Source organism: Nostoc foliaceum FACHB-393 (genome assembly GCF_014698505.1).
Lineage (GTDB): Bacteria > Cyanobacteriota > Cyanobacteriia > Cyanobacteriales > Nostocaceae > Nostoc > Nostoc foliaceum_A.
In genome coordinates this window covers 47,785-66,201 of sequence record NZ_JACJTD010000002.1, presented here as the reverse complement: position 1 = coordinate 66,201, position 18,417 = coordinate 47,785, and the positions used below count along the sequence as shown (strand labels likewise).

Here is an 18,417-nt window from a genome sequence, read left to right as displayed (position 1 = left end):
GGTACTTTATTTAAATAAAGTTTGTGATTGGCTCACCTGGTTTTGCTTTTTTAAATTTTGTACCAGTTTCACCAGTAGCCAATTTTCGTTTTACCTTGACATAAGCTTCATCAGGTAATGCTACATACCCCACGCTATCTACCCACTTCCAAGAATTTTCTAGATAAAATTCCACAAATTCTTTGACTGCTGGCTTACTATCTAAAGATTTTTTACTGACATAGATGAATAGAGGACGAGACAAAGGTGTATAGATATTTTTGATCACATTATCTACCGGAACTGGTTTTTCACATTTTCCTGTAGGGCTTTCGACAGCAACTAAATTGAGTTTATCTTGGTTTTGAATATAGTAAGATATGCCTACATAACCTAAAGCTGATACGTCACCTGAAACTCCTTGCACGAGCAAATTTTGATTGTGACTGGGAGTATAATCTGTACGACCATTCTTGGCTTTGCCAGTCACAGCTTGAGTCATATAATCAAACGTTCCAGTATCAGAAGCCGGAGCATAAAGCTTCAGCTGTTGGTTAGGAAATTTGGGATTAACTTGATTCCAATTCAGGATTTTACCGTCTGATTTAGCGCTCCAAATCGTACTCAGTTCCTTTATAGTTAGACATTTGGCAAAATTATTTTGACGGTTGGCAATCACAGCGATGCCGTCTAAAGCTATGGGGAACTCAACAAATTCAATATTCTTACTTTTACATTTTTTTATTTCTTCATCCCTAATAGTACGAGAAGCACCAACAATATCAATATCGCCAGCACAAAACTTACTAATACCACCACCAGTACCACTTGAGGCAACGCTAACTTTAGCTTCAGGTTTAACCTTACCGTATTCTTCTGCAACTGCTAAAGAAACAGGAAAACCTACGGCTGCACCATCAATACTCACCTGGCTTTTCAGTTCTTGTCCGCCGTTACAAGCAGTGATACTGCTGCCAATAAACATTAAACATGTGAGAAAAAAGCCATCCTTAAATCTGCTATTAAATCTCATAAATTATCAATTCAGATGGAGTAACTTGGCTAACTGCAAAGTGTAGGTAACGCTGCATGAAAAAAGGGATATTATGCTTTGTTCGCAGCTTGGACTTTATCAAAAATTGCCCCATCTCCAAAAAACTTCTTCTGGATAATATCCCAACCACCTAAATCTTGAGATGTGAATAAAGTTTTAATTGAGGGATATTTTGATGCTACTTCTTGGGTAACGGTGGGGTTAACAGGACGATATTGTAATTTGGCAAATTCCCGTTGAGCTTCTGTAGAGTAAAGAAAATCAACAAACCCTTGTGCAACTTCTCTTGTACCGTGTTTATCGACGTTTTTATCGACTACCGCTACAGGATTATCAATAGAAATATTGACTTGTGGTACAACATAAGGCAATTTCGTCCCCTTTTTTTCCGCCAAAATCACCTCATTTTCGTAGTTAATTAAGACATCTCCCTCACCTTTTTGGAAGAATAAATCGCTAGCCTCACGGGCATCTTTCGTTAAAATAGAGGTATTTTTATAAACTTTGGTAACATAATCTAGCGCTGTCGCCTCATCACCGCCTGTTAGAGTTATCGAACCCCAAAAAGCCAAAAATTCCCAAATAGCAATACCAGAAGTTTTTGGGTTAGCTGCAATCACTTTCACGCCATCTTTTGCCAAGTCTGCCCAAGTATTGATGCCTTTGGGATTGCCTTCGCGCGTAACGATCGCAGCAACCGATCTACTAACGATACCACTTCTCGGAGCTTTGATTTCCCAGCCTGATTTAATCAAACCCGCTTGCTGAATTTTGTTGACATCTAGGGGAAGTGCCAAATGTACTATGTCTGCTTCTTGCGAACCGGAAATCACAGCAGCAGTTTGAGCGCCAGAACCCCCATAACTTTGCTCAAAAGTGACGTTTTGGTTATGTTCTTGCTTCCACTTTTGGACAAATTTGGGGATTATCTGGTCATGAGCTGCTTTGGTAACAGAGAAAGAAACTAGTTTGAGATTAACATCATTTTTGCTAGCTGAACTCCTTCCAGAGCAGGAGGCAACTGCTATACTCAAAAAAGCACCTATGAGAAACAGACTCACGAAGCTTTGCACAGTGTGTCTATTGAACAAACTCTTAATTGTGTATTGATAGGAGAGTTGTATAGCCTGCACAGCTTTTATGACATAAGCCTGCATACCTTCACTTAGTAATTTACTTAATTGTGTCAGCTGTTGCGACTTGCTCATCAGAATCACCCTTAAATCTACGGTATTTCTAGGCGAATACCGTAATTAAGAGAAGTATAGGACATATAAAACAATATTTCTCATCTAGCTTTAACTATTTTTACTAAGTCAGCAGTTACTCATCAAAGTAGCAAAAATAGTGTTTAAGCTCTGCGCTTTACGCAACTCTAAAAGCTTGATTTATTTCCAGCCTACATACGTATTTATGTATAGAATAGCTACAAAAATTTGTTGCTAAGGATTGAGAAAAAACAAAAATTTTTCCCTTTTGTCTGTAAAATATCTAACCCTGGTTTTACTACGTCAAACCTATCTGTCTCCTTACTAAGGAGACAGATGTCCGATTGGACAAGATGAGGTTTTTCTTTTATTTTGGGTAATTCGATAACTTGGTGTACACGCTAGCCGAGTCTGAGAGGGAAAGGTTTGTCGAACTTACTTAACATTAGTTCGGTCAGTGGCTTAGGCAATTGTGAAAAATCGATATAATTCGTAAGACAGGTATAAGTATCTTCACTAGTTATTGCGTCGTCTACTCTACCCGTATTGCTACAACCAGCTTAGGATAGACTAAAAGCGTTTTTTGCAAACAATGGTAGAAAAAATCACAGCTGTGTTTAATGGCAAAGTGTTCTATCCGGCTGAACCGATCGCACTGCCAATCAATACCCGTGTGCGAATCAGTATTGAAATTTTACCGCCAAGTGAACACGAAACGGTATCATTTCTGCAAACAGCGCGATCGCTCAACCTAGATGGGCCAGCTGACTGGTCTACCAATATAGATAAATATTTGTACAGTAAGTAAACTTTCCATGCATTCTGAAGTCTTTCTTGATACATCATTTGCCATTGCCTTATCTGCACCGAGCGATCGCTTGCATGACCGAGCCTTACATCTGGCTAAAATGTTACAAGCGGCAGAAACTCGCTTGGTGACAACACAGGCGGTGATGTTGGAAATTGGCAATGCCTTATCCCAACAACCTTATCGTCAAGCGGCAATTATATTATTAAATTCTCTAGTAGCAGACTCCAAAGTGGAAATTGTCCCCCTCTCCCAGGAACTCTACGAACGTGCTTTCGAGCTATATCGGGAACGAACTGAGAAAGAATGGGGATTTGTGGATTGCGTATCTTTTATAGTTATGCAATATAGTGGAATCACTGAAGCGCTGACTGCTGATGAGCATTTTCAACAAGCAGGCTTTCGAGCATTACTACGAGAAAATTTGCCTTAAAGATTGGGAATTAGGGATTGAGGATTGGTTATTCACAAATGACTAATGACAATTAAATATTTCGTTACAATCGGTGTGTGCATTAGGCATTCAAGAGTTATCAGCCATGAAATTGATTTCCGATCCACCGATTCCTGTAAAAATTCAAAAGATGAAGGAACGGGTGCGGTGGATGCATCCAAGTTTTGTGCAACGGGGAATTGATCAAACCTGCATGGTTATAGATGATGGCAGGCATAATAGTCCAGAATTTTCCTTTATGGTTATCGGTGATTCTGGCACCCAATCCCATTATCGGCACCACCCCCAACGGAAAGTTGCTGAACTAATGCTTCCTCACCGCGATGATTGCAGTTTTGTGTTGCACACAGGCGATGTAATTTATGTGGTGGGTTCCCAAGAGTATTATTCGACAAACTTTATTGAGCCTTACCAGGAATTTCTTGTAAATGGCGACAACTCGAAAGATATTCCCTACGATCGCATGGTGTTTAATCTGCCATTCTTGCCAGTACTTGGTAATCATGATTACTACGATGTACCGTTGATGTACCGTTTGTTTACTGGAACAACATCTTCATTACGTCGCCTGTTGCGCTACAAAGATATTGAGATTGGCTGGCATGGATCATATCAAGGTAATGCCTATGCACGGGCATTTATGGACTATACAGGGGCGATGTCCTCTTCAGAATTAGAACGTCATCTAGATCAACACTATACTGCTAAGACCGACACAGGGCGCTGTTTGCGTTACGAACCTGGACAGTTTACCCGCTTACCCAATCGCTATTACACCTTTCGTTACGGCGGGATTGACTTTTTCGCTTTGGATTCCAACACCTTTAATACACCATCACCTTTACCTGCAACTCAAGAGGGAGAAATTTACCGCCGGGAATTGCAAAAGCGTCGCCAGGAAATAGATCAAGAAGAATTGCAGATTTTGAAAATATCTGATCGCCTGAACCCCGATAAACCCATCGAAGCGGAACAACTTGATGAACTTAGTGCCAAATTAGAGCAAATAAACGAGATCAAAATCGATATTGAAAAACAATTGGCATCTCAGAGAATGCCTGCGATCGACTTTGAACAACTTGAATGGTTGCGAAGCAGACTAATCGAATCTTGGAACACCTCTGAAGTGCGAGGACGGATTATCTTTTTCCACCATCCACCATACGTCACAGAAGCTACCAAGTGGGATCAGGCGCAAACCTTAGCAGTTCGCCACCGCTTGCGCTGGGTATTTGAACAAGTGGCAGAAACTCTTGGTTCTTTAATTAAAGAACGTCCCATAGTGGATTTGATTTTAAATGGTCACGCTCACTGTTTGGAACATCTGTGCACAACTGATACCGGATTTGCTGACTCCCACATTAACTGCATTATCTCTGGTGGTAGTGGTCATCGTCCCCGTTATCAACGGCGAGAGGGGACTGAATTGATGGAAACTTTTACGGAAATTGCAGGTAAACCCACTCGGAAAGTTGCCGATTCAAAGCTTTTTGTGGGTCGTCATGATTACAAATTCCAAAAGCGCCTGCCTTACTCATGTGTGCGGATTGATGTTCTGGATGGTTGCCCGCCCAAGTTTATCATCAGACCGCTTATTACTGAACGGGTTGAACAAGAGTGGCATAACCGCGAGCTTGAACCTTTTGTGATTTAAATAAAAAACCTCACCCTGGTTATTGCAAGCGTTTATATCCTAATCTTGAATAGAGTTTTGATAATTTCAGATTATGGCAGGACATAGTAAATGGGCAAATATTAAGCGCCAAAAAGCCGTAGTAGATGCAAAAAAGGGAAAAACCTTCACTCAGTTATCGAGGGCGATTATCGTTGCGGCTAGAAGCGGTGTACCAGATCCAGCGCTGAATTTTCAACTTCGCACGGCAATTGATAAGGCAAAGGCAGCGAGTATCCCCAATGATAATATTGAACGAGCGATCGCTAAAGGTGCAGGCACTTTTGGCGGGGATAATACTATCTTTGAAGCGATTCGCTATGAAGGTTACGGCCCTGGTGGTGTAGCGATTTTAATTGAAGCCCTCACAGATAATCGCAATCGCACTGCTGCTGATTTGCGTGTAGCTTTCAGTAAAAATGGTGGCAATCTTGGTGAAATAGGTTGTGTTAGCTGGATGTTTGAGCAAAAAGGCGTTTGTGTAGTGCAGGGTGTGGTTGACGAAGAACAGCTTTTAGAAGCATCCCTTGAAGGTGGTGCTGAGTCTTATGAGATGGCTGAAGATGAGATGGCTGAGGTATTTACTGACATTGGCAATTTAGAAACCCTTAGCCAGACACTCAAAGTTCAAGGCTTTAAGGTAACTGATGCCGAATTTCGCTGGATTCCCAGTAATAGTGTAGAAGTTACCGATCCAGATCAGGCGCGATCGCTTTTCAAGTTAATTGATACTCTAGAAGGCTTGGATGATGTGCAAAATGTCACATCTAACTTTGAAATATCAGAAGAATTAATGGCTCTCAGCCTTTCTTAATCTGGATTCACACAGGTATTATAAGCAAATAGCAGTTATTTTTATAAAGTCAAGAATGTTACATAGAACTTTGAACTGCCAGCAACTCTGATGGTTGTGAGTATTTTTGAGCATTTAACCTCCGCTAGAATCCCTCTCTCTCAATTGGGAGCATCTCAATCAGTGGTTTTTTTAATCAACTTGCTCAAGAGGGCGCGATCGCGTCAAAATAAGAGTAAAGACGCTGTTACCTAACTTAACAATGGCCTTAACGCAGCTTGAGCAAACTCTTCCCCCTCAACCAACACCGCCAAATGAGCGGGGATATGAATATGATTTGGTAATTGTCGGCGGTGGGATTATTGGGTTAACTCTAGCCTCTGCTTTAAAAGATTCTGGCTTGAGTATCTTGCTGATTGAGGCAAAAGTGGCATCAGCGGCGGTGGCTAAGGGGCAAGCCTATGCAGTTCATCAGCTTTCAGCGTTAATTTACCAAGGAATTGGAGTTTGGGACAAAATATTGCCTCAAATCGCCAAATATTGCCGAGTTCGTCTTTCTGATGCCGACTATCCCAATGTGGTGGAATTTACCACAGATGATATAGATACAGCAGAGTTGGGTTATGTGGCGGAACACCAAGCGCTGTTACAGCCGTTGCAGGAGTTTGTCCAAAATTGTCCAAATGTGACTTATCTGTGTCCGGCTGAAGTGGTAAATACGCGGTACCAGCAAGATATAGTCGCGATAGATATTAAAGTTGCTGATCAGTTACGGACAGTTCGGAGCAAATTACTGATAGCAGCAGATGGGGCGCGATCGCCAATTCGTCAAGCTGCTGGTATCAAAACTTCTGGCTGGAAATATTGGCAGTCTTGCATCGTAGCATTTGTAAAACCAGAAAAACCGCACAACAACACCGCTTACGAAAGATTTTGGTCTAGCGGGCCCTTTGCGATTTTACCTTTACCGGGGAACCGTTGCCGCATTGTGTGGACAGCCCCTCACGAAGAAGCAAAAGCTTTATGTGCTTTAGATGATGAGCAATTTTTGGCAGAACTCACCCGTCGCTATGGCGATCAAATGGGGAAATTGGAATTACTAGGCGATCGCTTTGTATTCCAGGTACAACTCATGCAAAGCGATCGCTATGTTCTTCCCCGGCTGGCATTAATTGGTGATGCGGCGCACAATTGCCATCCTGTCGGCGGACAAGGTTTAAATCTGGGCATTCGGGATGCAGCAGCTTTGGCGCAAATAATCCAAACAGCGCACCAAGCGGGTAAAGATATTGGCGATATTCAGATTCTTAAAGGTTATGAACGCTGGCGCAAGCTGGAAAACCTGACGATTTTAGGTTTCACCGATTTGTTAGATCGGATGTTTTCTAATAATTTCTTACCTGTGGTATTGGTGCGTCGCCTGGGTTTATGGTTTTTGCAGCGAGTACCCGTTTTAAAGGTCTTTATGCTGAAGTTGATGATTGGCTTGAAGGGACGAACTCCAGAATTAGCAAAACTATCAGGCTTAAACGCTATACCACAGCAGCTTGAAAAATCTGGTTTGGGGTGAGATTCAATTCAGGAAAAGTTTGGGAGACAATGCGATCGTTATCTCGAAACTTACTTATTTGATATTCTTCATCAACCAAGTTACACACGGTGATTGTCGGTTGTTTGGGATTGCCGATAAAATTACGTCCACCCAAGGCAGCATAATCGACAATCCAGTATTCTGGGATACCCATCTCTTCATAGTCAGCATACTTCAAGTAATAATCGTCTCGCCAGTTAGTTGATACAACCTCAATTGCCAAAGGTATTGATGCACCCAAACTAACAGTAGATTCTTTTTTCCATAATTTCTCGTTTTCCATATTTGCACGGTTTAGCACCAACACATCTGGTAAGTAACCAGAATCTTTTTCAGGAGGTCTAACTATAACTTGGTTAGGTATGAAGTAGGGCAATCCTAGACGCTTGATTTCAAAAGGAATTTCGATACCTAGAAATCCTTTAACTTCTTCGTGTTCCCCTACTGGTTGTGCCATCTCAACAATTTTTCCTTTATGTAATTCGTAGCGGACTCGTCGATTTTCGGGTAGCCAATCGACGAATTCCTCAAAGGTTACTAGCTTGGGTATGGCTTGAGTCATAGATGATAGAGAATTACTGAATCATAGAAATATTATCTCTAATTCAGCGATCGCATTGCTTGCAAATTAGCCTAACCTTTTACAGTCCGATCGCTATAGCTCAAAATAAACGCTTACGAATTGGCTGCCCAAAGAATGGAGAAATTGCTATGGCAAGTTTTAGGTGATGCGTTACGCTGCTGCTAACGCATCCTACAAGATCGGGCGATCGCACTATACAGGATCTTTAGCCGATGGCAATGCAATTATTATGTTTTCAGTGATGGTGCTGCCCATAATTTAGCCGAAAAGAATAAGATGCACCAATTTCACCAATACTGGGATGAGAAGGGTGGACTAAAAGCATTTCAGAAGCAATTAGACAATCTTCTTACAGAAATATCTTCTACTTTATAGAGCGATCGCTAATCTTGTAGGATGCGTTAGCGCCAGCGTAACGCATCCCCCATGTAATCAACGTGCTGAATTATGGATTCTCAGCTGGATTTGGGCAAACTAATCAACAAATCCGAATAGCATCATTCAATGACCAATTACCGCAGAATAAGGATTGAGGGCGGCACTTACTTCTTTACCCAGGTCACACATCAAAGACAACCGTGGCTTTGCACGGATATTGCCCGTCCTTTGCTGCGGTCTGCATTTCTCAAGGTTCGTAAAAAATATCCGTTTGTGATCGATGCCATTGTGTTGTTACCTGACCACATCCACTGCATCTGGACTTTACCACCCAATGATAGTGATTATGCAACTCGTTGGCGATTGATTAAAAGCGATGTCACCAAGCAAGGAGCGTCTAAGCTACAGTTGCTGGCAAACCGGAGTGAATCACGGCAGAAACGCAGAGAGAGCAATCTTTGGCAGCGACGATTTTGGGAACATTGGATTCGAGATGATGCTGATTTTGCGCGGCATTGTGATTATATCCATTACAATCCAGTACAACATGGGTTGTGTCAGCGAGTAATCGATTGGAAGTTTTCAAGTTTTCACCGATATGTAGCACAGGGTATTTATTCGGTTGATTGGGGAATGAAGGAGGAATTGATGCCCTTATTAGAGGTATGGGATCGGTGAGTTCAAGGTTTTGGGTGATGCGTTACGCTGCTGCTAACGCATCCTACAAGATCGGGCGATCGCACTGCGAACAGCTTTTCCACCAGGGAAGCGCGGGTATAAATTAATTTATGTTGCGTTTCGTAAAGCCTGCGGCATAGCTACGCTTAGGGTGCAGTCTCTCGTAGAGTAGCCGCAGCATCTATAGACTTTTCTCCTCTTCTGACAAATCATTTATGACATACCAAAGATAGATGCAATAGTATCTAATATGTGTTAATTACTCATTACTGCCAACAGTAGGATTGAAAATTAAGATTTTTCTACATAAAATTAAAAATCTAAAATTAAAAATTGGTAACACTGATGGTTAAGAGTGTTAAAGTTTCAGGAAATTCATCGGAACTTTTCAGCGGGTATTCATGCTGAAGAAACTACAGAAAAAACAAATTTCCATAATTGCGGGTGCGGCACTCTTTGCCTTTTTAGCTGGGGCAATGGTATCAGCACCTGAGATTGGTAAATCCGTTGGGCAATGGCTCAAACTGGGTAAGAATCAGGCAGAGCAAGCATCTGATGCTAGTATTGCTCAATCAGCCGTCTTTCCACTGATATCACAATCTCTGCCAGAACGGGCGGCAAAACTAGCAGAAATCGCAGGGCAGTCGCGATCGCCTGACCGAAATCGCGCTCGTTATCTTTTAGCGAGTGATTATATTGAAAGAACCCAAGCGCAAAAAGCCCTAGCTTTACTGCAAGGCTTAGAGAAAGACTATCCTATTCTTGCGCCCTACATTTTGCTGAAACAGGCGCAGGCAGAGGATATGCTGGGGGAAGATGGTAAAGCCTCGGATCTTAGGCAAAGTGTACTGAAACTGTATCCCAAAGAAGCGGCCGCAGTAAAAGCACTATATTTGATTGCCCTACCGAAGCAGCAAGAAATAGCGATCGCTCAATTTCCTTCCAATCCTCTAACTTGGGAAATTATTCGTAAACGCTTACAAGAAAATCCCAATCAGCCACAATTACAATTGATTTTGGCTAAATATGCCTATGACCAACCTGGTATAGTGGGCGTTTTGGATCAGTTGGTAAAACAGCCTACCCTCAAACCCGAAGACTGGGAACTCATTGGTACAAGCTATTGGGAAAATAATCAATTTCTCAAAGCGGCGAATGCTTATGCCAAAGCACCTAAAACATCGCGCAACCTCTACCGCACTGCACGAGGCTTACAGGTAGGAGGCAAAGATAAAGAAAAAGCGATCGCCACTTATAAACTACTAGTACAGCAATTTCCAAATGCTGAGGAAACTGGGACTGCGCTACTACGGTTAGCAGAAACCGCAAAAACAGGTAAAGACGGCTTACCCTATCTTGACCAAGTAATTAGTAAATTTCCGGAACAAGCTAGTACTGCACTGGTACAAAAAGCTAAAATTCTCCAAACTCTCAAGGATCAAAAGGCAGCTAGCGCAGCGTGGCAATTACTCATAGCCAAATACGGCAATTCTAATGAAGCGGCAGAGTACCGCTGGAAAATAGCCCAAGATAAAGCCAAAGCTAAAGATTACGTCGGTGCTTGGCAATGGGCAGAACCAATTGTCAACAACAATCCCAACAGTATTTTGGCTCCGAGAGCAGGCTTTTGGGTAGGAAAATGGGCAGCTTCACTAGGGAAACAGCAGGAATCTCAAACTGCTTATGAGTATGTGGTTAGCCAGTTTCCCTACTCATACTATGCATGGCGAGCCGCGACAATGTTGGGGCTAAATGTTGGCAACTTTGACAACGTGCGCGTCATGAACCCAGAAGTAATCGCACCCCAGCGTCCGTTACCGCCGGCTGGCTCTGAAACTTTCAAAGAATTGTATCTGCTGGGTCAAGACCGTGATGCCTGGTTACAATGGCAAACAGAATTTCAAAACAAAATTCAGCCAACGGTAGCAGAGCAATTTACTGAAGGGTTGATGCGGCTGGCTAAGGGAGAAAATCTCATCGGAATTGACAAAATTTCTAAATTGGAAGACCGGGAAATCCCAGCTGAACTTGCCCAATATGAGACTCTGAGCAAACAAATCACCTACTGGCAAGCCCGTTATCCATTTCCCTATCTTCGAGAGATTGAAAAGTGGTCTACTGAGCGTCAACTCAATCCCTTGCTAGTCACTGCTTTGATGCGTCAAGAGTCACGGTTTGAACCAAAAATCAAATCCGTCGCTGATGCCACTGGCTTGATGCAGGTGTTGCCGAGTACAGCTAAATGGATCGCCCCACAAATCAAAGTGGATTTCAAAACAATAAGCCTAGAAAATCCCAACGATAACATCATGCTGGGTACATGGTATTTGGATCATACCCATGAGCAATATAACAATAACTCCTTGCTCGCGATCGCCAGTTACAACGCTGGCCCCGGTAATGTCTCCAAATGGCTGCAAACCCTAACTACACAAGACCCAGATGAGTTTGTTGAACAAATTCCCTTTGATGAAACTAAAAATTATGTACGGCAAGTATTTGGCAACTACTGGAATTATTTGAGGCTTTACAACCCTGAGATTTCTGGCATTGTGGCAAAGTACTCAACTACACACCCCAAATTGCCGACGCAGTAATTTTACTCAATCGAATGAGCAAGTACAGAGCAGAGGAGCAGGGAAAGCACATATACAATTTTACTTCTCCTCATCTCTAGCTCAAATGCAAAATTTTACACATAGTTAAGTGGGGCGATGCCTAGGTTAGTCTGCGCCTACGCGGTTTTTTCTGTTGAGAGGGTCAGGCGATCGCTTATTTCACTGTTCACAGCTTAAGTTGAGCGCGGCTTAGGTATTAATATATCTTAATATATTAAATGTTACTTTTTTCGCGCCATCCTTAATTTCTGTGCCCCAATGGAGTTAACTTCAAAAGAATTTAAGTCAGAACTGATATTAGAAATCCAAGCCTGCCTGCAATTGGCAGTTCCTCTGGTAATTACTCAAATATTAGAAGCGGGCATTCCTTTATTGGATGGGGTGATGATGGGCTTACTTAACAGCCAAGCCCTAGCAGCAGGTGCTTTAGGTGCTGTTACCTTTTCTACCTTAGCTTCCATTTGTCGTTCTATTCTTTCAGCAGCAGGTGTGAGTGTCGCAAATGCCTTTGGTGCAGGAAAGATAGACCAAGTTCGCCGAGCTACCGGCCAAGGAATTTGGTTAGCTGTAACCATGTGCTTGCCTGTGATGTTTATCATTTGGCACTTTGACTATATGCTGCTGCTGACTGGTCAAGAAGAAAGCAATGTTTTATTAGCTCAAACATATTTGCGGTCTATTGTTTGGGGTTTTCCTGCTGCACTCGGTTTCTGTATCTTAAAAGAAGTTAGCTCTGCGCTCAATCGTCCTCAATTTCTAACAGTAATTACGGTAGCTGGACTATTATTGAATGCGGCTGCTAATTACGTGCTAATGTTCGGTAAATTTGGTTTACCAGCCCTTGGTTTAGCCGGTATAGGTTGGGCAAGTACACTCATTTTTTGGCTGAATTTTATCGCCGCCGCCAGTTGGATTTGCTTTGATAACTACTTTAAAGATTACCAGCTTGATCGCGCTCTGCACCAGTTCGATAAAGATATGTTTATAGATATCTTTCAAACTGGATGGTTCTTGGGGTTGCAGTATGGAGCAGAAATTGGAGTATTCACTGCCACTGCTTTAATGATGGGGTGGTTTGGGACAGAGACGTTAGCAGCCCATGAAATTACTGTTGAGACAGAAAGTTTTGTCGAAACGGTTTCTATAGGTATTTCCTATGCCATCACGATGAGAGTGGGACAGTTGAGAGGACAAAATGATCTTAGGGGTGCAAGCAGAGCAGGATTTATCTGCATTGCGCTTGTTACCCCCATTGTGAGCATTGTGGCACTAATTTTTTGGCTGTTTCCCAACTATATTGTGGCAATGTATTTGGACACCAGTAATCTGGATAATATCGAGATCGTTAAAACGGCAACTTCTTTCCTAGCCGTGGGGGCATTAGTCCAGATATTTTATAGTATTCAGACTATTGCTGCTGGTGCATTAATCGGGTTGAAAGACACCAAAGTGCCAGTGTTAATAACTATGTTCGCTTACTGGGGTGTAGGTCTAGGTGGTGGCTATCTGATGACATTCACTTTAGGCTGGGGTGCTATAGGTTTATGGTTGGGTTTAGTACTAGGGCTACTTATGGGTGCAGTGCTTTTAACTTGGCGTTTTTATCTTTTGACTTCTGAGATTGAGTCTGCTTGAACAGCCCTAAAAATTTCAGCATTTGTACCTTTGCCATGCAGACTCGACAATTTCAGCAATGATTTCTGTGTATGTCACACCACCCAAACGTCCCATAATTACCAGGTCTGAGCGGATATGGTGTAGTCCTGGCAGTGGGTTAACCTCCATAAACTGCAACACACCACTAGCATCGCAGCGCAGATCCACGCGGGCAGCGTCACGGCAACCAAGAGTATGGTAAACATCCAATGCTAGTTGCCTTGCCTGTGCTGCCAGTGGTTCGGGATCTATGAGTAAACGATAAGATACCCGTTCTAGATACTCATCTTTATTAAGAGTGGTATAAGCGAAAGCTTCAGTTTGTCCTGTAAAAATTACTTCCATCACACCTACTACCTGTGAGTTGCTACCGTTACCAATAATGCCCACTGTTACTTCTCGACCGGGAAGAAAGGTTTCTACGAGTACGGACTGCTGAAAAAGTTCGCGTAACATTTGATAAGTATTGACTAGCCCCTCGCGTTCTTTGACAAGAGAACGCTCAGTTACCCCTTTAGAACTGCCCTCCGCCACAGGCTTGAGGAAAACTGGCATTGGCAGCGACACGGCTGCTGCTTCTGCGGTAGTACTCACAACTTCAAAGGGAGCTGTAGGCAAACCGCGATCGCGCACCACCCTTTTAGCAAGTGCCTTATCTAGCGTTAAGGCGCAGGTGAGCGGATCGGAAAAGGTGTAAGGTTGAGCAAATAATTCGCAGACTGCCGGGACTTGGGCTTCACGGGAGCGACCCTGCAAACCCTCAGCAATATTGAAAACCAGATCCCAGCGATCGCCTTTTGCCAAACGCAGAGCCAGTTCTCTACCATTGCCGACACGTTCAAATTGATGACCTAACTGAAATAGTGCATCTTCCAACCCGATGATAGTTTCTTCATCGTCGAACTCCATGACTTCAGATGCACTGAAACCAGCCTGAAGGTAGTCTGCCTTCAAGTCATAACACAGACCAATTAATAACCCCATAGCCTTATAATTCCCAGTGAAAAAGCTTTCGCTGTTAGCTTTAATGTACAAATTAGGTATCTTCATTGAGGAATGAAGATTACTAAATCCTCAATGAAGCGAAGATATCTGATCAACAATATCAAACCATACAGGAGATTTGTCGTGGCGATCAACTATATAGTGTTAGCCCTGCTCCACAGGATCTACATAAGTGTATGTCTCACCTGCCCAATTTCGCACTGTAGCTGTGCCCTTCTCATAAGCAACTAGAGTTTCGGCTTGAATTGGAACTTTACCACCGCCGCCAGGGGCATCAATTACATAAGTTGGTACAGCGTAGCCAGTAGTATGACCACGCAATTTAGAAATTAAATCAAGCCCTGTTTGAACACTCGTTCGCAGATGTGCGGTGCCAACAACTGGGTCGCATTGGTAAAGATAATAGGGACGTACACGCAGCTTCAGAAGACCGTGAAACAGATTCTTGAGAGCTTTTTCAGAGTCATTCACACCTTTTAAAAGCACAGTTTGACTACCTAGAGGAATACCACCATCAGCTAGGCGATCGCAAGCTTGCGCCACTTCTGGGGTAAGTTCTCGGACATGACAAAAATGCAAAGACAGCCACACACGATGCTTGCGGAGCAAAGCAACCAGTTGCGGTGTAATTCGCTGTGGTAAGAAACTCGGCACACGAGAACCAATCCGAATAAATTCAATATGCTCAATGGCACGTAACCGCCCAAGCAAATTATCTAAAGGTTCATCAGACATCAACAAAGGATCACCACCAGAAATTAGCACATCACGGATCTCGGTGTGTTCTTCTAGGTAAGCGACGATCGCATCCAAGCGCCGGGTTACTGGGTACATCTCACCTTGGCTCACCAAACGAGAGCGGGTGCAGTAACGACAATAAGCAGCGCATGTGTCTAGAGCAAGCAGCAACACCCGGTCAGGGTAGCGGTGTACCAGTCCTGGCACTGGAGTATCGTTATCTTCACCGCATGGATCTACCATGTCTGCTGTACTAACTATTAGTTCTTCTTGGCGTGGAATGACTTGTAACCGTAGCGGGCAAAGCGGATCTTCTGGATCAAGTAGTGATGCAAAGTATGGGGTTACGGCTACAGCAAACTTCTCTGGTGCGATTAAAAGTCCCTGTTCTTCAGTAGCACTAAGCCTTAATAACTTCTGAAAATGTTCCAGCTTAGTCAACCGATGACGCATTTGCCAGCGCCAATCGTTCCAGCGTTCTTGATTGTAAGTCTCTCCTAAAATCTGACAAATTTCTTCACACCGAACATTGGTAACTAGAGGCTCTAGAATAGTGTTTTTGATCATGGTTAGAACTAAATTAATCTGAGAATAATAAACCAATCACAGCCTAGTTCTTTTACCTGCATTCGTAGATAAAAGAAAAAACTATTGACAAATGTGACCAATCCTGAATTAAACTCCTCATCAAACAGGTAGTGATTGTTGTGGCGTAGAAATATAAATAGTTTGACTTGTTTGATGTCAGAGATGATGGCTATTTCTGCCTCTAATAACAAGGATTTGGCACATCCTCAGTATAATCACGGCAATGATTAAGAGCGTTCATAATTGCCTCAGATTTAAATGCCTCAGCCTTAGCAGCATAAACAGCTGGCTTTTTATGAAGATGAGGTGGAATTTTAACATCGACTTGAATACAAGGCATGAAAACAAAGTTTAAGTACTCTAGAAATGATACCAAAAGTTTAACAATAAGTATCTTTATACACAGAATATAACTCTGCTGTTATGCTTGTTAATTTAATTATTTAGCTTTTTTGATTGAGATAGGTATTAGGCAGGCTAAAGATGATGACTAATTTCCAGAAAAACCAAAAACCTCTTTCAAAGCCAAACAGGCTAAGAAAAAGGCATGAATCCAAACACTATCCACCCACTAAGGATGAAAATAATTTTTTGGTGTAAAAACCGACAACATACCTTAGTAGGTCAAGAAAGGCTATAAATCAGTTACAAACTTTGTCAAACCTGTACTTAGTAATCTGAATCGCTAGGATTGCTGAGTGATGTCAATTGCGACTCGACCGCATTAAGATAACCTGGATCATTCAAAACTTGTGCTGGTAATTTGTGAGCTTTGATAGCAGCCTGAACTACATCTTTTGCAGTCAGGTTTCCTGTTTGGTATTTAAATACTAAAGCGCTCCCACTGGGAATACCCTGCTCTTTAAAATAACCTTGATAAGCTAGAAAGGCAGTATTGAAAGGTTGGAGATAGCTGGCCTTTGTGGAATTAGCATGTAAAGTATTAGAGTTAACATCTGTGTTGAGTTGTCCGCTACTATTGTTAGTATTAACTGTTTGAGCGCCAACAATTTCAGGTATAAAAGCAATACAAGCAACGATAAGCGCAGAATTGATCAAGTTTATAAGTTTCATAAATTTTTCCTCATTTGAACTAGGTTAATTAGTTTTATCTAGTAATCAAATCCTATTTTTTGGCAATTTCAACCACATAAAATGAATTGTTTGCCAGCGTTTATCGAAGGTGCGATCGCTCACATATATGTAATGATGATATTCTCTTCTAAATTTTTTTTACTTTAGGCTATAAACTAAAATCCAACTGGGTTTTGGCTAATTAACTTTGCATACCAATATGCTAGAAAATCTTTCTGACAAAAGCAAATACTTTTAATTCTTAATTGGATAAATAAAATTGATTGTAATTAATACTGACATTGCCAAGTTTTCTCTCAACTTTACTTACCATTCATTTGAGCTTGGATAAACTCTGGTGTAAGTTAGCCGTTAAGGAGGATAAAATAAGCTGAACGTGTCAAAATGTTAAGTGTATAGTTTATTTGCAAACTCACTTATGCCGAAAGCAATTTGGAATGGCGCAGTTTTAGCCGAGAGCGATAATACCGTAGTTGTGGAAGGCAACCATTATTTCCCTGTTGACACCATTAACAAGCAGTATTTCACAGAAAGCAATACTCACACCACTTGTCCCTGGAAAGGTGTCGCTAGCTACTACAGTATCGACGTGGATGGACAAATCAACAAAGATGCTGCTTGGTACTATCCCAGTGCTAAGGAGAAAGCTAAGAATATTGAGGGTTATGTCGCCTTCTGGAAGGGTGTAAAAGTTGAGGCTTAATAAGGGTTCCTGAAAGTATTTTAGTTTCAGGGACATTGATATTATGTCCAGCTAATTGCCCATACATAAGATAATTTGCCCGCGCAGAGAGAAGTCTGAGCGGGCTTCGTATTTAAACTATTTGCGAATTTATTTTAAAATTCAAAAACTCTGGGATATTAGTCTTACATCTTTTAACTGAATATTAATCATTTTATGAATTGACTTTTGTTGGTTTTAGCCATGCAAAAACCTGTGTAACTGTTAAAATCAGTTGCAAAAATTCAGCTACAGGCAATACTTCATCTCCAGTCATCTCTATAAGTTGCTGTCCTAGCAAAAATACTAATATTAAGCGTTCATCTGGATCGATTAACCACTCTAATCGAGTACCGTGTTTTAGACAGTGAAGAATATTTATAATTACCGTTAGTTGTATTCTGTTCTGGTGAAATAATTTCAATTGTCCAATCAGGATAAATACCAAAGGTATTTTAAATTTCCCCATTAGCATCAAAGGGAATGCGTTCCCAAACAAATACACTCACGTCTGGTACAATCGAACGTCCACCAAAGGTACAGCGTAATTCTGGAAAAGCCAAAGCAATTTCTTGTTCTTCAGCTATTTGGCTAATTGCGTTACAAAGTTTTAGTTGTAGCCGAGAATGTTTGCCTTGCGGCATTGGTTTCTGGTAGATACGACCATCGATAAATTCACTAGCAGGCTCTGTTTCTGGCAGTTTGAGGAACTCTGCTAAGGAGATTGATTTATGCAGCGTACTTGTCATAGCTGTGCAAATGCCATATTTGATTAGAATCTTAGCATTTTCTATCCTT

15 protein-coding genes and 1 pseudogene are annotated in these 18,417 nt (G+C 41.9%); 9 read left to right on the top strand and 7 right to left on the bottom strand.

Annotated elements, in window-relative coordinates; translation table 11 throughout:
• Positions 1–10: 10 nt before the first annotated feature.
• Together H6G92_RS02065 and H6G92_RS02060 are read right to left on the bottom strand one after the other, a co-directional pair.
• Positions 11–1,012 carry a PstS family phosphate ABC transporter substrate-binding protein gene (locus H6G92_RS02065; RefSeq protein ID WP_190890234.1) on the bottom strand — a complete coding sequence of 334 codons (1,002 nt, stop codon included), beginning with the start codon at positions 1,010–1,012 and terminating at the stop codon, positions 11–13.
• 71 nt (positions 1,013–1,083) lie between these two features.
• Complete coding sequence (locus H6G92_RS02060) at positions 1,084–2,241, bottom strand: sulfate ABC transporter substrate-binding protein (RefSeq protein WP_190890232.1); 1,158 nt, start codon at positions 2,239–2,241, stop codon at positions 1,084–1,086.
• A gap of 592 nt (positions 2,242–2,833) precedes the next feature.
• On the opposite strand from H6G92_RS02060, the gene H6G92_RS02055 reads away from it, so the two are divergent.
• The 5 genes from H6G92_RS02055 (at position 2,834) to H6G92_RS02035 (ending at position 7,538) form a co-directional block, all read left to right on the top strand.
• On the top strand, positions 2,834–3,049 hold the full coding sequence (locus tag H6G92_RS02055; RefSeq protein ID WP_190890230.1) for an antitoxin family protein: 216 nt from the start codon (positions 2,834–2,836) through the stop codon (positions 3,047–3,049).
• 7 nt (positions 3,050–3,056) lie between these two features.
• On the top strand, positions 3,057–3,482 hold the full coding sequence (locus H6G92_RS02050; protein WP_163936993.1) for a type II toxin-antitoxin system VapC family toxin: 426 nt from the start codon (positions 3,057–3,059) through the stop codon (positions 3,480–3,482).
• A 106-nt stretch (positions 3,483–3,588) separates the two neighbouring features.
• On the top strand, positions 3,589–5,157 hold the full coding sequence (locus tag H6G92_RS02045) for a metallophosphoesterase (protein ID WP_190890228.1): 1,569 nt from the start codon (positions 3,589–3,591) through the stop codon (positions 5,155–5,157).
• Between the two features lie 73 nt (positions 5,158–5,230).
• Positions 5,231–5,989 carry a YebC/PmpR family DNA-binding transcriptional regulator gene (locus tag H6G92_RS02040; RefSeq protein WP_190890225.1) on the top strand — a complete coding sequence of 253 codons (759 nt, stop codon included), beginning with the start codon at positions 5,231–5,233 and terminating at the stop codon, positions 5,987–5,989.
• Between the two features lie 241 nt (positions 5,990–6,230).
• The gene (locus H6G92_RS02035) at positions 6,231–7,538 is read left to right on the top strand and encodes an FAD-dependent hydroxylase (RefSeq protein WP_190890223.1); all 1,308 of its coding nucleotides are present in this window, start codon (positions 6,231–6,233) and stop codon (positions 7,536–7,538) included.
• Here the strand turns inward: H6G92_RS02035 and H6G92_RS02030 are convergent.
• Positions 7,501–8,121, bottom strand: coding sequence for a Uma2 family endonuclease (locus H6G92_RS02030; RefSeq protein WP_190890220.1), 621 nt, complete (start codon positions 8,119–8,121; stop codon positions 7,501–7,503). The two genes, H6G92_RS02035 and H6G92_RS02030, sit on opposite strands and share 38 nt — an antisense overlap.
• Before the next feature lie 525 nt (positions 8,122–8,646).
• Between H6G92_RS02030 and H6G92_RS02025 the strand changes: the two genes are divergently transcribed.
• The 3 genes from H6G92_RS02025 to H6G92_RS02015 all read left to right on the top strand — a co-directional run bounded on the left by H6G92_RS02025 (position 8,647) and on the right by H6G92_RS02015 (position 13,451).
• Positions 8,647–9,198, top strand: coding sequence for an REP-associated tyrosine transposase (locus H6G92_RS02025; protein ID WP_190890218.1), 552 nt, complete (start codon positions 8,647–8,649; stop codon positions 9,196–9,198).
• A 401-nt stretch (positions 9,199–9,599) separates the two neighbouring features.
• A complete protein-coding gene (locus H6G92_RS02020) occupies positions 9,600–11,795 on the top strand; it encodes a lytic transglycosylase domain-containing protein (protein WP_190890216.1) in 2,196 nt (731 codons plus the stop codon).
• Between the two features lie 279 nt (positions 11,796–12,074).
• Positions 12,075–13,451 (top strand): MATE family efflux transporter, encoded by a 1,377-nt coding sequence (locus tag H6G92_RS02015; RefSeq protein WP_190890214.1) that lies wholly within the window; start codon positions 12,075–12,077, stop codon positions 13,449–13,451.
• Positions 13,452–13,466: 15 nt separating this feature from the next.
• On the opposite strand, the gene H6G92_RS02010 is transcribed toward H6G92_RS02015, so the two are convergent.
• The 3 genes from H6G92_RS02010 to H6G92_RS02000 all read right to left on the bottom strand — a co-directional run bounded on the left by H6G92_RS02010 (position 13,467) and on the right by H6G92_RS02000 (position 16,877).
• Entirely contained in the window at positions 13,467–14,456 is a 990-nt protein-coding gene (locus H6G92_RS02010) for a D-alanine--D-alanine ligase family protein (protein ID WP_190890212.1), read from the bottom strand.
• Between the two features lie 165 nt (positions 14,457–14,621).
• Complete coding sequence (locus H6G92_RS02005; RefSeq protein WP_190890210.1) at positions 14,622–15,782, bottom strand: KamA family radical SAM protein; 1,161 nt, start codon at positions 15,780–15,782, stop codon at positions 14,622–14,624.
• Positions 15,783–16,472: 690 nt separating this feature from the next.
• Positions 16,473–16,877 (bottom strand): hypothetical protein, encoded by a 405-nt coding sequence (locus H6G92_RS02000; protein ID WP_190890207.1) that lies wholly within the window; start codon positions 16,875–16,877, stop codon positions 16,473–16,475.
• Between the two features lie 439 nt (positions 16,878–17,316).
• Between H6G92_RS02000 and H6G92_RS01995 the strand changes: the two genes are divergently transcribed.
• Entirely contained in the window at positions 17,317–17,601 is a 285-nt protein-coding gene (locus tag H6G92_RS01995; RefSeq protein ID WP_069070791.1) for a DUF427 domain-containing protein, read from the top strand.
• Positions 17,602–17,794: 193 nt separating this feature from the next.
• On the opposite strand, the pseudogene H6G92_RS01990 reads toward H6G92_RS01995, so the two are convergent.
• Positions 17,795–18,368 (bottom strand): annotated as a pseudogene (locus tag H6G92_RS01990) (Uma2 family endonuclease).
• Between the last annotated feature and the right edge of the window lie 49 nt (positions 18,369–18,417).

Bases quoted from the DNA above. Each gene is read 5' to 3' on its own strand.
- H6G92_RS02060 (WP_190890232.1), bottom strand. From the start codon at position 2,241: ATGAGCAAGTCGCAACAGCTGACACAATTAAGTAAATTACTAAGTGAA.
- H6G92_RS02030 (WP_190890220.1), bottom strand. From the start codon at position 8,121: ATGACTCAAGCCATACCCAAGCTAGTAACCTTTGAGGAATTCGTCGAT.
- H6G92_RS02040 (WP_190890225.1), top strand. From the start codon at position 5,231: ATGGCAGGACATAGTAAATGGGCAAATATTAAGCGCCAAAAAGCCGTA.
- H6G92_RS02055 (WP_190890230.1), top strand. From the start codon at position 2,834: ATGGTAGAAAAAATCACAGCTGTGTTTAATGGCAAAGTGTTCTATCCG.
- H6G92_RS02015 (WP_190890214.1), top strand. From the start codon at position 12,075: ATGGAGTTAACTTCAAAAGAATTTAAGTCAGAACTGATATTAGAAATC.
- H6G92_RS02045 (WP_190890228.1), top strand. From the start codon at position 3,589: ATGAAATTGATTTCCGATCCACCGATTCCTGTAAAAATTCAAAAGATG.
- H6G92_RS02005 (WP_190890210.1), bottom strand. From the start codon at position 15,782: ATGATCAAAAACACTATTCTAGAGCCTCTAGTTACCAATGTTCGGTGT.
- H6G92_RS02000 (WP_190890207.1), bottom strand. From the start codon at position 16,877: ATGAAACTTATAAACTTGATCAATTCTGCGCTTATCGTTGCTTGTATT.
- H6G92_RS02050 (WP_163936993.1), top strand. From the start codon at position 3,057: ATGCATTCTGAAGTCTTTCTTGATACATCATTTGCCATTGCCTTATCT.
- H6G92_RS02065 (WP_190890234.1), bottom strand. From the start codon at position 1,012: ATGAGATTTAATAGCAGATTTAAGGATGGCTTTTTTCTCACATGTTTA.
- H6G92_RS01995 (WP_069070791.1), top strand. From the start codon at position 17,317: ATGCCGAAAGCAATTTGGAATGGCGCAGTTTTAGCCGAGAGCGATAAT.
- H6G92_RS02025 (WP_190890218.1), top strand. From the start codon at position 8,647: ATGACCAATTACCGCAGAATAAGGATTGAGGGCGGCACTTACTTCTTT.
- H6G92_RS02035 (WP_190890223.1), top strand. From the start codon at position 6,231: ATGGCCTTAACGCAGCTTGAGCAAACTCTTCCCCCTCAACCAACACCG.
- H6G92_RS02020 (WP_190890216.1), top strand. From the start codon at position 9,600: ATGCTGAAGAAACTACAGAAAAAACAAATTTCCATAATTGCGGGTGCG.
- H6G92_RS02010 (WP_190890212.1), bottom strand. From the start codon at position 14,456: ATGGGGTTATTAATTGGTCTGTGTTATGACTTGAAGGCAGACTACCTT.